Source organism: Streptomyces pinistramenti (assembly GCF_020564935.1).
Lineage (GTDB): Bacteria > Actinomycetota > Actinomycetes > Streptomycetales > Streptomycetaceae > Streptomyces > Streptomyces pinistramenti.
Genome location: NZ_JAJCXB010000072.1, coordinates 14,021 through 28,629, shown reverse-complemented (window position 1 = coordinate 28,629; position 14,609 = coordinate 14,021). Strand labels below are relative to the sequence as shown.

Annotated in this window: 8 protein-coding genes and 1 pseudogene; 2 read left to right on the top strand and 7 right to left on the bottom strand. The window is 74.9% G+C overall.

The genetic code is table 11. The features are described from left to right. Both LIU39_RS31135 and LIU39_RS31130 read left to right on the top strand, forming a co-directional pair. Positions 1 to 644 (top strand): annotated as a pseudogene (locus tag LIU39_RS31135) (hypothetical protein); the annotation flags it as partial. Positions 645 to 738: 94 nt separating this feature from the next. After that, positions 739 to 1,752, top strand: coding sequence for a hypothetical protein (locus LIU39_RS31130; RefSeq protein WP_227050287.1), 1,014 nt, complete (start codon positions 739 to 741; stop codon positions 1,750 to 1,752). Between the two features lie 283 nt (positions 1,753 to 2,035). Here LIU39_RS31130 and LIU39_RS31125 read toward each other — a convergent pair whose 3' ends face one another. The 7 genes from LIU39_RS31125 to LIU39_RS31095 form a co-directional block, all read right to left on the bottom strand. After that, on the bottom strand, positions 2,036 to 2,947 hold the full coding sequence (locus LIU39_RS31125; RefSeq protein ID WP_227050286.1) for a peptidoglycan-binding protein: 912 nt from the start codon (positions 2,945 to 2,947) through the stop codon (positions 2,036 to 2,038). Continuing rightward, the gene (locus LIU39_RS31120; protein WP_227050285.1) at positions 2,947 to 4,545 is read right to left on the bottom strand and encodes a DUF6519 domain-containing protein; all 1,599 of its coding nucleotides are present in this window, start codon (positions 4,543 to 4,545) and stop codon (positions 2,947 to 2,949) included. The genes LIU39_RS31125 and LIU39_RS31120 overlap by 1 nt, the downstream gene beginning before the upstream one ends. A gap of 88 nt (positions 4,546 to 4,633) precedes the next feature. Continuing rightward, the gene (locus LIU39_RS31115; protein WP_227050284.1) at positions 4,634 to 6,826 is read right to left on the bottom strand and encodes a hypothetical protein; all 2,193 of its coding nucleotides are present in this window, start codon (positions 6,824 to 6,826) and stop codon (positions 4,634 to 4,636) included. Beyond that, complete coding sequence (locus tag LIU39_RS31110) at positions 6,823 to 10,659, bottom strand: putative baseplate assembly protein (RefSeq protein WP_227050283.1); 3,837 nt, start codon at positions 10,657 to 10,659, stop codon at positions 6,823 to 6,825. The genes LIU39_RS31115 and LIU39_RS31110 overlap by 4 nt, the downstream gene beginning before the upstream one ends. After that, the gene (locus LIU39_RS31105; RefSeq protein ID WP_227050282.1) at positions 10,656 to 13,859 is read right to left on the bottom strand and encodes a putative baseplate assembly protein; all 3,204 of its coding nucleotides are present in this window, start codon (positions 13,857 to 13,859) and stop codon (positions 10,656 to 10,658) included. The genes LIU39_RS31110 and LIU39_RS31105 overlap by 4 nt, the downstream gene beginning before the upstream one ends. Then, the gene (locus tag LIU39_RS31100) at positions 13,856 to 14,242 is read right to left on the bottom strand and encodes a GPW/gp25 family protein (RefSeq protein WP_227050281.1); all 387 of its coding nucleotides are present in this window, start codon (positions 14,240 to 14,242) and stop codon (positions 13,856 to 13,858) included. Before LIU39_RS31100 ends, LIU39_RS31105 begins: the two co-directional genes overlap by 4 nt. Next, positions 14,239 to 14,577, bottom strand: a complete 339-nt coding sequence (locus LIU39_RS31095; protein ID WP_227050280.1) for a hypothetical protein — start codon at positions 14,575 to 14,577, stop codon at positions 14,239 to 14,241. Before LIU39_RS31095 ends, LIU39_RS31100 begins: the two co-directional genes overlap by 4 nt. Positions 14,578 to 14,609 lie beyond the last annotated feature (32 nt).

Genomic DNA, 14,609 nt, shown 5'->3' with positions numbered 1-14,609 from the left:
GGGCCGCCCCCCGGGCCGGGAGGGCGGTGCGGCACAGCCGTTCCGGAGCCGCACTTGAGCGGCAGGGCGAGGCGGCCCGCACGGCGACCGGGCAGGGCGCGCAGGCCGCGGCCGGTGCGCTCGCCGATGCCGTAAGGCCCGCCGCAGAGCGGGCCGCGCGGGTCACCGGGCCGGTGACCGGCGCCGTACGGGAGGTCGGGGGTGCGGCGGGTGCCGTGCTGCCGCTGCCGTTCCCGTCGGGTCAGCACCCGGGAGCGCCGGGCGACGGCGGGCGGCCGCAGGACGGCAGTGCCCCGCACGGTGGCGCACCGGCCGGCGGGAACCGTGCCGCCGGGTCCGATGCGACGACGGGTACGGCGCGCTCCGGCTATGGCGGGACGCGTGCGTCGGCTGCCGGGCACGCGCGTAGCGCCGTTCACGAGCAGGGCGCGCCGGGCCGTGACGGCCTGCCGGGTCCGCTCCCCAAGGCGCCGGTGGCGCCCGCTTCGCAGAATGCCGGTGTCGGCCACGGTCCTCGTGGTGACCAGCACGCCGCCGTTCCTGCGGACTTCGCGCTCGTCGGTCCGCTGCCCGGTGGCGTGCGCACGGCCGATGGCGCGCCGACGCGTCACCGTGCCGAAGACATCCTCGAATTCCCCGGCTAGGGCAGACCGTTCCGCGTCTGTATGTGACCTGCCGCGCGGGGGCGGCACAGGTCTGCCCGTCAACACCCCCTGAATTCGAAGGACTTTCTTCCTCATGCGTATTGCCATCCGCCGTTCCGTCGCCGTCGCTGCCACCGCCACCGGCCTGTGGGCCCTGGGCACCGTCGCCGCCAACGCCGCAGAGCTGCCCGCCACTCCGGACCTGCCCGCCGCGGGCTCGCTGACCGCCGCGGCGAAGAAGCTGCCGGCCGGTGACGTCGCCGAGACGGCGAAGAAGCTGCCCGTCGGTGATGTCGCCGGGACCGCCAAGAAGCTGCCTGCCGGGGACGCCGTCGGTACGGCGAAGAAGACCGTGCGCGGGGCCGTCGGCAAGGCGGCCGGCAGCGTCGGCAGCGTCGGCAAGGGGCTGCCCACCGAGGGTCTGCCCGCCACCGACGGCCTGCCCGCCGCTGACGGTCTGCCTGCCGCCGACGGGCTCGGTGCCGTGACCAACGCGCTCGGCGGCGTGCACACCACGGCCGACGGCGCCGGTCTCAAGGACACCGGGAAGGCCGACGGCATCGCCAAGGGCGACCACGTGGGCCGCGTCGGCCGCGCCGTCCAGGGAGTGCTGCGCGCCGCCGACGGTACCCCGGCGCTGCCGAACACCCCGGCGCTGCCCGGTGCCGCGCTGCCCGGCGGTCTGCCGAAGGGGCTGTCCAAGGCGCCCGCGCTGCCCCAGGCCCCCGGTTCCGTCACGAACCTGGTGGCTGCTCTCACCGGTGCCGGTGTGCGTCCCGAGCAGCTGACCGGCCTGGCCCAGGGCGCGGTGGCGCCGGCGGCCGACGGCCAGGGTGCCGTCACCCGGACCGTCGCCGCTGTGCGCAGCCTGGCGCCGACGCGGACCGTGCCCGGCGTCCCTGCCGATGCGACCGCCCTGCCCGACCTGACCGACGCCGCCAACATCCCGGCCCTGCCGGTCCTGCCGGGCACGCCGACGCTGCCGGGCGTCCCCTCCATCCCCTCCACCCCGACCGTCCCCTCGGTCCCCTCGGTCCCCTCCGTCCCGGCGCAGCCGACCCTGCCGACCGTCCCCTCCGTTCCGGCGCTGCCGGCGCAGGGCGTCTGAGTCCTTTCGGTGCACCCCGCGGGGTCACAGGAAACCTCGCTACGGTGACGGCGGAAGCACCGTAGTGGCGCTGCCCCGCCGGCCGCGTGGTCGGACGGCGGGGCCTGCCGCCGCCTCATGAACAGCCGGGTGGTCCTCTGTGGGGGAGGGCCGCCCGGCATTGGCGTTTCCGGGGCCGGGTACGCATCCACGGTGGCCGGGGCGCACAGCGCAAAGGCCGGCGCCCGTACCCGGACGCCGGCCCCGGCTGCGGTCGGCGAGATCACCAACTCGCCCGCCACCGCTACGTATTGGGTACGTTCAGCCGCTCCCAGCTCACCTTTCCCGGTACGCCGTCCGCGTCCTTGCCGGAGAAGCCCAGCTTGCGCTGCCAGGCCGCGTACGACGTGCGGTCGGCCTCGGTCCATGCCGGACCGGGGCCGTCCTTGTAGTGGCCGCAGCCCTCGGCGACCAGCCGCTCGCCCATCGCCGTGATCACCGCGCTGTAGGTGTCGGCACGGAAGAAGCCCCGGCCGGGGAAAGGCTCGTACGGCGGATGCTGCGGCTTGGGCGGCACCGGGCGCTCGGTCCCGCCGCCCCCGGTGTCCGCAGGGCCCTGCGCGGGTCCGGCCAGCCGCTTCTTGATCCGGTCCCGCATCGCGTCCATGGTGAAGCCCCGCGGATCGACCTTGCCGGGCTGCCACTCCTTGTGGCCGATCACCGACTTCTCGCTCCAGCCGTGCGCGCGGCAGATGGCCGCCGACACCTTCTCGATGGCGGCCGTCTGCTCCTCGGGCCACGGGTCCTTGCCGTCGCCGAGGTTGATGCACTCGAAGCCGTAGAAGTGCCGGTTGCCGTCCGTGTCGGCCTCGTTGTCCGGCGGCAGGTCCGTCTCGTCGACCACGGCGCGCAGAACGTCGCCGTCGCCGAGGCCCGCGTGGTTGGCGCGGCCGTTGCCGACGAGGTGGATCTCGCCCTGCTTGTCGATCACGCCGTGGCACAGCGGGCCCGGCAGGTCGGACCGGCCGTCGTAGCAGAGGTCCACGGAACTGCCGGTGCCCTCGGTGGCGGTGTGGTGGATCAGCACGCCGTTCAGCGGGCCCCACGGGCCCTTCGTGTTGCGGTTGTGGGTGCGCCAGTCGCGGACCTCGTGGACCACAAGGCCCTCGTCGCGCAGCGCCTTCAGCAGCCGGGATGCGGTCAGGGGCGTCGCCATCAGCTGTCGCTCCCCGCGTCGACGGCGGCTTCGGCCGCCGCAGTCGTCTGCGACCGGCTCCGTGCCGGGGTGCCGCCCGCCGCGTCCGCTCCGGCGGACTCCTCGGCCGCCGCCTTCGCCTCGGCGTCCAGCGCCGCGTCGTCGGCCGCCGGGATGCCCGCGGACAGGGGCCGGAAGGCCAGCCGCAGATCCGGTGCGGTGCCCTCGCCCTGCACCCACGCCAGCGGCGCGTGGTGCACCGCGATGCCGGACGGTGCTTGGAGGAGCGGGCGGCGTGCCGCGTCGGCCGGCCATTCGACGCCGCCGGTCGCGGTGCGGGCCGGGATCAGCCAGAAGTCGCCGGTGCGGTAGCTGCCGCCGGCCGCGAAGTACACCTCGACGCCGTCCTCCAACGGCAGCCAGCCGCCCTCTTCCACCCGCAGCGCGCCGTGCCGCAGCCCGCCGGTCCTCGCGCCGCGCCGGGCCCGCCCGCCGCCCTCGTGGTGGTCCCAGCGGCGCAGGAACGGGTGGAGTTCGGGCCGCCGTCCGACACCGGGGGCCGGTTCGTCCGAGAGCCGTACCCGGCGTCCGGGCAGGTCGAGTTCCTCCACCCGCAGCAGCGGTTCGGCCTCGCCCCTGCTGGTGTAGGCGGTGTCGACGAACTCGACGAGGTCGCCGACGTCGAGGTCCAGCTTGTCGTCGCTGCCGAGGGTGGCCAGCTCGACCCAGGTGCCGTCGAGTGCGTCGACGGGGAAGGTGACGGAGCCGTTCTCCCGCGACCACTTGAAGGTGGCGTCCTGCGCGCTGCCGCCGTCGTGCACCTCCACCCGGTAGAGCTGGTTCTCCGGTCCCCGGTAGCGGGCGTCCGGCGCGACCAGGCACGGATCGTCGTCCGCGTGGCCCGGACGCTCGCTGCGCGCCGCGAGGCGGGAGCCGGGGGCGGCGGCCTTCTGGGCCCAGCGGGTGAACGCCGCGCGGATGTCGTCGATCGGCGGGTTGTCGGACCCCAGGCCCAGCTCGGCGCCGGGCAGCGGCAGTACCTGCCAGACGACCTTGGCGCGGGCCGCGGTGTCCGGCATCGCCGAGCCCAGCGCCACCTCACGCAGCGCCGGGTCCTCGGCCGCCGTGACGCTCCGCTCCCACACCTTCAGGTAGGCCAGGTAAGGGAATTGCGTCGGCAGCCGGTCGCCGGGGCGCTCCGGGTCGCGGAAGCCGTCCGGCTGGTCCCAGTACGTCCAGGTGGCGGGCGGTGCGGCCGGCTCGCCCTCGCCGTCCTTGCCGCCCCGTTCGTCGTCGGCGCCGCCGTCCGCGGGGACCGGGACGCCGGGCTCGGGGCGGGTCGCGTCGCACAGGATGCCGTCGACGTAGTAGCGGCCGCCGCTGATGATCAGGTCGTCCAGCTCGCGGGCACCGCCCCGCAGTTCGATGTGGAAGCCGGTGGCGCCGCGCGGGCCGCCGTGCTGCCCGATCAGGTCGGCCGCGAGGGTGCGGGCCTGGAACAGCTGGATCGCGGTCTGCTCGTTGGCGTCGGCGTCCAGCTGGACGCGGCCCTGCTGCGCGACCACCGCGGAGTAGTGACGCTCCGGCCGGTAGGTGATGCGGGAGAGGTCTGCGTGCATGGAAGAAGGTCCCCCTCGGACGGGATGGTGCTTGGAAGGTCGGGGCGAGAGCCGGTGTCCGGCCCCCGGTCGGGCGGGCGCGGTGCGCTCATGTCACGAAGAACAGGCCGGAGTCGGTGCCCGCAGGGGTGTAATCGGCGAGCCGGGCCCGCAGGCTGTCCTCCCGCTGCGGCTGGTACAGATCGTGGTACGCGCCCAGCTCCGCGCCGTCCTCGGCGCCGCGCCTGATCTCCTCGGCGCAGGCGGCGGACAGCTGCGCGTAGTGCGGCGTCCCGTACCGCTCGTCGCGCAGCACCGGGCGCACCCGCGCGGCGTCCCCGGCCCCTGCCAGGTCGGGTTGGCAGCGGTAGCGGCGCGGGGTGCGGGAGCCGGGCGGGACGTAGCAGAACCGCAGGCAGCCGGTGCCGCGCCGGGCGACGTGCAGGAGGCCGGTGAAGATGCTGTTCTCGGCGAGCTGCACGGCGTGCGTGTGCACCTCGCCGATGACCGTGCTGCGGTGCGCGTACAGGACCGCGTGCGCATGGCGGCAGTCCGGCGCCGACAGTGCCTCGCGGTCGTGTCCCGTGGCGTCCAGGACGCTGTCGCGCAGGTGGACGGCGAGCGGGTCGGTGGAGACCTCGTCGCCGATCACCTCGATCGTGCCCAGGATGCAGCGGTCGATCTGCACGCAGGCGGTGGTCCGGTCCAGGACCAGGCTCGGCTCCTCCGGCGCGTGCGGGACGCACTCCGGCTCCAGGGACCAGCCGGGCACCAACGTGCAGTGCCGCAGCACCAGTTCGCCCATCGGCCCGCTGACGTTCAGCCCCCGCCCGGTGACCAGCAGCCCGTCCAGGACCATCCGGGGCCGCTCGCTGGGCGCGCAGTCCCCGTCACGGGCACGGATGTTGAGGGCGTCGGGCCGGTTGCTGTACCAGTCGAGCAGCCGGATCACCGGACGGGTGCCCTCGGCGGCGCGCAGCTCAAGACGGTCGCCCGGATCCAGGTCGAAGTCCAGCTGTTCCTGGTAGGCGCCGCTGTGCGTGATCTCGATGACGCCGTCGGGGCCGCAGCGCCCGGCCCTGCGGTCGTGCTGCCAGGCGCCGTACGCGTCCATGATCCGCCGGAAGTCCTGGCCGGGACCGACCCGGTAGACCGCGACATCGGGCGGCAGCGCGCGCCCCGCGTCCGCCCGGTCGTCGCGCGGGTACTCGCCGCCGCCCAGCTCGTCCCCGAACCCGTAGTGGTAGTCCACCCAGACGCCCTGTCGCGGCGCCGAACGGGAGCCGAACGCGATCCGGCCCAGCTCCGGATCGACGGCGATCTGGCCGCGCTTGGGGCGATAGCGCCACTCGGAGAGGTCGGCGACGACGAGGTCCGCGAGCGGCACCGGGGTGTCGTGGCCGTCCCGGCGGATGGTGAAGCTCTTGCCGGGCCCGTAGTAGTCGGCGAGCCGGTCGTGCAGCTGCCGGCGGCGGATCGCGGCCGGCACGTTGTCGACCGTCGCGATGTGCGTCACCGAGGGCTCCGGCTCCGGGCGGGTCACCAGCGGGGTGTCGTTGCCCAGGATCGAGAAGGTGTAGAGGCTGCGGGCGCGGTCGATGCAGTACGCGGGGGAGTGCGTCACCGAGTACGGACGCAGCCGCCACACGAACAGGCCCACCCCGGCCGGGGTGTAACCCCCTTGCCGGTGACGGGAGTTCGCCCGGCGGACGTCCACCGACCTGGCGACCGCGCCGAACGGGCCGCCCGCCAGGTCCAGGGCCGCGCCGTCCCGTACGTCCACAAGGCGGCCGCGGCCGCGCCGCCGCTCGTCGGCGACGGCGCTGCCCGACCCGTACAGCTTCACCGGCTGCTGGTGCGCCACCAGCCGGGAGAACTCCACGGCCCGCGCGGGCCAGCCCGCCACCCCGTCGGACAGCTCCTCCAGCAGGGCGAGGGCGCCCTTGCGCCGCCGGTTGCCGACGGTGGCCGCCACATCGCGGCGCGGCGCCAGCGCCTCGGCGAGCCGCCGCCGCGAGGCGTCCGGCAGCCCGCCGTCCCGCAGCCCGGTCGCAAGGACCCGCTCGTAGCCGGGCAGCGGCCGGTAGCCCACCAGATCGCCGATGTAGGGCAGCACCCACTCGGCCGCGCTCTCCACGAACCAGTCGTCGTACTGCTGCGCGACCCCGTCGCGTACCCGGTCGGCCTGCTCCGCGATCACCGCGAGCAGCGCCCGCAGCGGCTCGCCGCCCTCCGCGTCCCGCAGCCGGTGCCACTGCGGCAGCAGGTCGGCGAGCCCGTCCGGCTCCCTGGTCGAACTCATCGGGCAACCTCCGTCAGGATCAGCGTGTCCGCGACCTTTGGTGAGAACAGGGCCAGTTGGGCGGGCCTGATGCCGCGGAAGACGAAGACGGCACGTCCCCGCTCCAGCGGCCGGGTGTCGGTGATATCGGGGTTCAGGCGCAGGAGTTCGGCCAGCGGGATGCCGTACCGCGCGGCGACCGACGACAGCGTCTCGCCGCCCTCGTCGGTGACCTCGTGGATCTGCTCGTCGTACACCGCGGTACGGGACGGCACCGAGGCCGCGGGCGCCTGGGCGAACCGGCCGGCGAGGCCCGCGAGTCCGGCCGGGGTGACGGACGCCGGGACGCCGGCGAAGACGTCCGCGTCCACGAAGTCCACCCCCGGCACCGCCTGCGCCGCGGCCAGCAGCTCCGACAGATGCGCGGGCTGCTCCAGCTCCCGCCCGTCGTAGCCGAGACGGGCCAGCAGCGCCTGCCGGATGCGCGGTTCGACGAGCTGCCAGGAGAAGTCCGGAGCCACCTTCACCTTCGCCGCCGCCACCAGCAGGACCGTCTCGCGCACGTCCACCCGCACCGGCAGCCGGGCATCGCCGTACTCCGCGAGCGCGGCCCGCAGCGACCGCAGCACCTCGGCGTCCGGCGCGATCGGGATGTCGTCCACCCCGGCGACGGTGACGTGCAGGACCCGCCGCCGCCCGTCGAACAGCTCCCGCGCCGACGCCCGGCCGATGCCGGCGCGCGAGCGGGCGAAGTCCTCGTAGTCGGCGACCGAGACCAGCCGGTCCAGGGCGGAGACGGACAGCGGCACGGTCCGCCGGGTCAGGCCGGGGCCGTCGGCATCGGCGCCGCCGGTCGCCGGCTGCGGGTTGGTGACGGCGGTGACGCCCAGGGGGCGGGTGACGGCCTGGGTGATGCGGTGCGCCGCCACGTTCGCCGCGCGGCCGGTGCCGAAGCGGTAGCGGGCCCGGACGTTGTCGTGCCCGGACGGCAGACGGGCACCGTGCACCCCGTCGCCGAACGTCACCGTCGTCCGCCGGTCGCCTGCCGTCCCGGTCACGTACACCCGCTCGCGCGGCCCGCGCCCGGCCAGGCTGTCCACCGGGTGCCACAGCAGCCCGTCGACCCGCACCTCCAACTGCGGGGTGGCGCCGAGCGGGTTGTCGTCGGGCAGCCAGGTCAGCGGGGACTGCCACAGCGCGAACGTCTGGTTGGCGCGCGCCGCGTCGCCGCTGCCGATCGGCTCGTCCCGGCTCTCGCCGTGGGTGGCGGCCACCACATTGCCCTGGATGCGGGCCGTGTCGCGCAGATAGCGATGGGTCAGGCCGGAGGTGAGGGTGAGCGTGGTGTGCACCCGGTCGCCCGGGAGGCCGGGGTCGAGGGTCTGCTCGACCCCGGCGATCACCGCCAGTTCGGTGCCCCGGACTCCGGACGAACCGGGAATGTCGGTCCGCTCGCCCGACACGACCAGCTGCCGTCCGGGCGCCAACCCGTCGTACAGACCGTCCAGTTCGATCCGGTCGCCGTGCACGTCCTCGCCCAGCGGCTCGTCGGCCTGCCGCAGCACTTCGCCCGCCGCGTGCACCGTCGTGTCCCGGATCGCGGACAGCACCACATCGTGCTCGTCCAGCCACGGGTCGGCGAGGGTCAGCAGGGTGCCGCGTCCTGTGATGCCGTACTGGGTGTGCACGACGGTCCGCACGGCGGTGACCTTGGTGGTGACGAACGCGAGCTTCTTGTCACCCGGGATGCCGTCGGGCCCTTCCTGGCCCTTGCGCGGACGCTCGATCGCCACCCAGCTGCCGACCGTGACCGCGTCGTGAACCGCGTCCAGGGCCAGTTCACGGCGGTCGGCGGGCTCCGGCACCGTCGCGATGCCGATCTCCACGGCGGGCGGCTCGCCGCCGGACGCCACCCGCACCGAGATCTCGTACGCGCCGTGGGTGATCTGCCGGTGCTCGCCAGGACCCAGGTCCCAGCTCTGCGGCGTGCCGTTGTCCACCGACACGTGGAACCTGCCGTTCTCGGCGGGCCGGGACACGAACAAGGTGCGCTCCGGCAGCCCTGGCAGCAGCCGCGCGGTGACCCCCGGATCCTGCGAGTCGACCGGACGGCGGCCCAGCCAGCTCAGGTCGTGGTCCTGGCCGCTGCGGGTGGACAGCTCGATCCGTCCCGGGCCGAGCGTCAGCGTGGTGTCGGCGGGCAGGTTCTCGCTGATCTGCTGCGAACTGCCGGTCTCGATGTGCTGGAACTCCGCCCGCACCGGCACCTTGCCCGCCGTGTCGAACACCACCCGCATACTGGTCAGCGCGGCCCCGGTCAGCGGCCAGTCCGCCGTCCTGATGACCCGGCCGCGATCGTCCTGCACGGGCTTGAGCGGAGCCGTCGCACCGAACGGCGCCGCCGTCACCCGCATCGCCAACAGGGCCCGCAGGACCGGCAGTGCCGACGAGGCCCGCCCGCCGGACGTCGTCGCCGACGCCCGGCGCCACGCCGGATACAGCCCGTCGGACACCCGCGGATCCAGCGCCGACAGCAGCTGCGCCCCCAGGTCGGAATCGGCCGCGAACAGCCTGCCGGGATCACGGGCGAGCGCGCGGGCACCGGACGGCGGGCGGACGACACGGGTACGCAGCGCGGGCAGCAGGTCACCCAACAGCTGGACGGATGCGGGGAGTTGAGTCATCTCCTCGCCGCCGGGGTCCGCATTTCCGTCCCCGTCATCAGGCGGCTCACCCGACAACTCTGCCGCCCGCTCCGCCAGTTCGCCGAGCACCGCCTCCAGTTCCTCGAACCAGGCGGCGACGTCCTCGTACGCGGCGGACAGCGCCTGCGCCTCCGCCAGCCTGGCGTGCGGCCCGGCCAGCCGGGCGATGAACTGCGCGGGAGTGGTGATGCCGTCCAGGTCCTTGCGCAGCGGCCCCAGCACCTGTGCGTCGAACTCCGCGATGAAGCGGCTGACCGGGCGCGGGTTGGGCGTCTCGGGAGTGGGCGGGCCCGGCTCGTCCGGATCATCGGGATCGCCCGCATCCACCGGCTCGGTGATCCACTCCCGTGCCTCGGCCACCAGCTCCTTCAGCGACCGCGGCGCGGACTGCGGAAGGCCGATGCCCGTCACGTCCTCCTCGCGGTCCCGCCGCACCGACGCGACGGACAGCAGCGTGCGCTCCGGACCGAAGTCGCACAGCAGCCGGTCGCCGACGGCCAGCGCCGTGTGGGTGCCCGCGATCAGCAGCTCGGGCCTGGTCCGCAGGTCGTCGGGGGTCAGCAGTGCCGGGCGGCGGCGCCGCACCGGCAGCTCGTTCCACACCGCGCGCGCGGTCAGGTCCTCCGCGGTCTCGAAGGTCTGCGACCCCTCGTCCGAACCGGCCGGCACGCTGTGGCTGCGGGCCCCGCGCGGGATCACCACCGGCAGGTCACCGGCGCGCGGATCACGGTCGATGGTGTACGCGAGATGCGTGTCGGCGGCCACGCCGGGCCGCGGCCGGTGCCCCACCAGGCGGCCGAGGAGCGCCAGCGAGCGGTGCTCGTTCGCGGTCCGCAGATAGCCCTCGTCCGCGATCCGCTCGGAGTGGAAGGTCAGCAGGTCGCCCAGGACGGCCCAGGAGTCCAGCAGCCCGATGGACGGGTCGTCGGGCGTGCGGACGGTCAGCCCGCGCAGCGCCGGGTAGGCGGGCGAGGCGAGCCGGTCGAGCATCGCGTCGAGGAACGAGCCGTAGGTGCCGACCCGGTGGTCCAGGGCGCTGCGGCCCGGCGGGTTGTAGAGCGCGTCCGGCGCCCGCCGCTCGTCGTGCCCGCCGCCCGCGCAGCCGCAGCCGCAGCCGCCGTTGTTGTCTCCTGCCGGGATCCCGTTCATCGCCCACCCCCGAGCTCGATGACCAGCCGCCCGTTCTCGGGCCGGTCCGGGTCGTTGTCGCAGCGTGCGATCTCCAGCGGTCCGAGCCGCAGCACACCTGCCTCCAGTTCTCCGTCATCCGTGTGGAACAGCCGCCGCAGCCGCGTCACCTGCACGCTCACCACACCCGGCACCGCGGCCGCCACCGCCACCAGCCGGCTCAGCCGCACCGGCTCGCCGAACGTCAGCGCGTCCGGATGGAAGAAGCCCCGCCGGCCGCCGGGCAGCGGGCGGCGGCCCAGCACGCGGTACAGCTCGGCGAGGATCTGCCCGTGCTGGTGGCCGGGCGCCGCACACACCGACAGGACGACATCCAGCGGCACCGTCCGCGCGGGCCCGACGACCAGGTCGTGCCCGATCCTGCGGTAGCTCTCCAGCGCGCAGGCCACCGAGTCGAGCAGCGCCGCGGGCGGCTCTTCGGACCCCAGCGCGTCCACGGCGACGTGCGCCTCCTGCACGCTGCCCGTCCACCGGATCTCCGCCGCCGCCCGCTGCACACCCGGCAGCCCGGATGCCAGCGCCGCGTAGTCGGCGGCCGTCACGGCCCGCAGCCGGGTACGCCGCAGATCCAGCGGCGCCAGCTGACGCACCTGCTCGACGGGCTCGGGACCGGCCCCGCCGACCGCGGGCAACGGATTGCGCACCCCGGCGACGGGCAGTGGGTCGGCCGCGTCCGACTCCTCCGGGTCGCGCCGCAGCACCAGATGGCTGATGGCCTCCGCGCCGACGTTGCCCGCCGTGCCGCCGCCCAGCCGGTAGTGCAGCCGCAGCCGGCTGCCGGGCTCCGGGCGGGCGCCGTAGCGGCCGTCGCCGAAGCGCAGCGCGAGCCGCCCGTCGTCGTCCAGCTCCCCGACCACGTGCCGGTCGCGGCCCGTGCTGCCCAGCAGGTCCCTGCGCGGCGTCCACGGCTCCTGATCCGGCCGGTCGGCGTCGGTCAGGCGCAGCGCGGGCAGCGCCTCGCGCGGATCCTGGAGGAGGGCGGCCGCCGGGCCGTGCAGCACCGGCTCGTCCGGATGCAGCCCCGCCGCGTACGCCGGGCCCCCGGTGTGCGCGATCTCCCACGCCGTACGCCCGTCCAGCACCGTCCCGGCCCGCGCGCGTGCCCCCAGCACCTCCAGGCGCCGTCGCTTCGCCGCCAGCAGCCGCGGACTGCGGTGCAGCAACTCCCGCAGCGCACGCACCGGATGACGCCGCAGCTCCAGCGACTCCAGCAGCCGCAGCCCGAACAGCACGGTCAGCTCGGCGACCTCCGCATCCCCGAGCCCGTCGTGGTCCCGGGCGCTGCGCCACAGCTCCACCAGCCGCCCGCGCACCCGCTCCGGAATCTCCGCGAGCCGCTCCGCCTGCCCCGCCGCCACCTGGCGCGGCCGCGGGAACGGCACCGTCTGCACGACGGGGGAGCGGTGCAGCACCGGCCGCAGGCGCGGCGCGATCCCCGGATACACGGACTGCGCGAGCAGCGTCCGCAACGCCTCGGCCTGCGCGTACGCCGTGCCCGGCACCACCCTCTCGGCCCGCAGCCCGGCCGACTCCAGGCCGATCCCGGCCCGTACCGTCTGCGGCTCGCCGACGACGGTGAACAGCTGCCGGACCTCGTCCGCCCGCAGCGAGGTGCCGCATTCGGCCTGCTCCACCAGGGCGTTGATGAGCGCGGCCACCGCGTTGTCGGCCGCGGCGCGGTCGCCGCAGCCGACCGCCGGCGGATCGCAGGAGCCGAGGACGGCGGGCACCGGCGGCACGGTGCAGATCTCCGGCAGCCCGTCGCCCGCGTCCCCCTCGCCGTCCGCGCCGTACGTCAGCGACCGCCCGTGATCCACCAGGACGACGTTGCCGCGCGCCACGCTGACGTCGCCGACCGGAACGCAGCCCCGCCCGCCGAGGGTGGACAGGCACAGCGGGAAGGCCAGCGCGTCCTCGGCCGCCCAGGTGACCTCAAGGACCGGCTGACCGGCGAGGTGGTCGACGGCCGGGGTGACGGACATCAGCCGCACCGCCTGCCGGTGCGCCGGATCGGCGTCACCCGGTGTGCCGGTCCTGGCTCCGCGGACCTCCTCGAACAGCAGCAGATCGCCCGGCGCGAGCCGCAACTCCCGCTCCCGGCACGCCTCGTCGGCCCACCCGTCGCGCAGCGTCGCGGCCGTCGCGCCCTGCGGCAGGGCACAGACCTCGTCGCCCCAGGTCCACAGCCGGATCGTGTTGTGCGCGGGACGCAGCGCCAGCGGCCCGCCGGCGACCGGCTCGAACACCTCGACGGAGCCGCGCTCGCCGAGCACCGCCAGGTCCTGGTCGTCGATGACCGACCCGATCTCCGGCCGGTCGCGCGGACCGAAGGTACGGAAGTCGACGGAGGCGAAGCGGAAGGTGCCCGGCAGCAGCGTCAGCGGCCGCACCGTCTCGACGGCGACGAACGCCCGCGCGTTGCAGCCGTCGTGCATCGGGTAGTCGATCAGCCGCACGTGCCGCCGCACAGACACCCGGCGCCGCGCGGTGTCCAGATACGCCTCGGTCGCCACCGCGTCCTGCTGGTAGCTGATCTGGTCGGCCGTGTACGCCAGCAGGTCGACGAGCGTCGAGCCGAGATCGGCGGCGTTCCGCTCCACCCACTCCGGCGTCGTCAACCGCAGCCGGTCCAGGACCACTTGGCGCAGCGTGTCGTAGTCGCGCGCCGTGTAGTCGATGACCGGCGCGGGCCTGAAGGTGTCCGGGCAGCCGGCCGGCTCCTCCGCGCAGTCGAAGGGCGCAGGACAGTTCGGCAGGAACGAGAACGCGGCCGAGAAGTACCGCTGGTCGAAACCGGGGAACGGCTCGGTGCCCGGCCGCCCGTACGGGTCGGTCTCCACCACCGAAAGCCGGTAGGGGGAGCCGTCGCCCGCCCGGTCCAGCGTCACGAACAGCCGGTCGTCCAGCTCGGGGTCCTCCTCCCGCTCGACGGTTATCTCCTCGGCCTCCAGGCCCGTGACCCGCCGCCCGCCGTCGATCCGGATGTTCTCCGGGCACAGCCCGTGCGGCGCCTTGCCGAGGAAGGTGACCGTCAGCGTCCGCCCGTCGTCGCTCACCTCGACCGCGTCCACGCCGTTGCGCCGGGCCTCCCGGATCCGCCCGCGCCTGCCGTCCGTCCGGCAGGACAGCGCGGCGCCCGGCCCGTTGTCCGCCTTGCTCATGCCTCGGCCCCCCGGCCCTCGAAGACCTCATCGCGGCGGCTCGCGGTGGAGCGCACCACGTACCGGAGATACACCCGCACGACGTTCTCCTCGCTCACCACGTCCAGCGACTCCACCTCGATCAGCTCGCCCAGCCAGCGCTGGAGCGACGCCTGCACGGACAGTTCGAGCGCGGCGGCCAGCTCCGGGCTGTTCGGCGTGAACACCAGGTCCAGCAGCCCGCAGCCGAAGTCCGGGCGCATCACCCGCTCGCCGGGACTGGTGAACAGCAACTGCTCGATCAGATCCCGCACATGATCGTCATAGTCGGCGTGCCCGGTCCGCCCCCGGCGGTCCGTCCGGTACGGAAACGCGATATCGGCCCGTACGGCCCTGGCCTTCATCCGCACATCACTCCCCCTCGCATCACTGCCACGACCGGCGGCCCCTGCGGCACAAGACCTGCCGTGAAGCACATCCCCGCCGTGCCGTCCGTCACCACCGGCACCCCGTCGACCAGCACACCGCCGCTGTCCGCCGTCCAGCGCACCGTGGTGCAGGGCACCGGCACGCCGTCGGCGGTGTGCCGGCAGCCGACGATCGTGGGCACCTCACCGGCCGTCCGCACGGGCAGCCCGCCCATCAGGACGGCGTGGCCGGCGGCCCCCGACAGGGCGGCGGCCACGCCACCGTGCGGACAACTGATCACGGCGCCTGCGTGCACGAGGCCCCCGGACATGGACAACACGTCGTACTCCGCTTCTCTCGCGA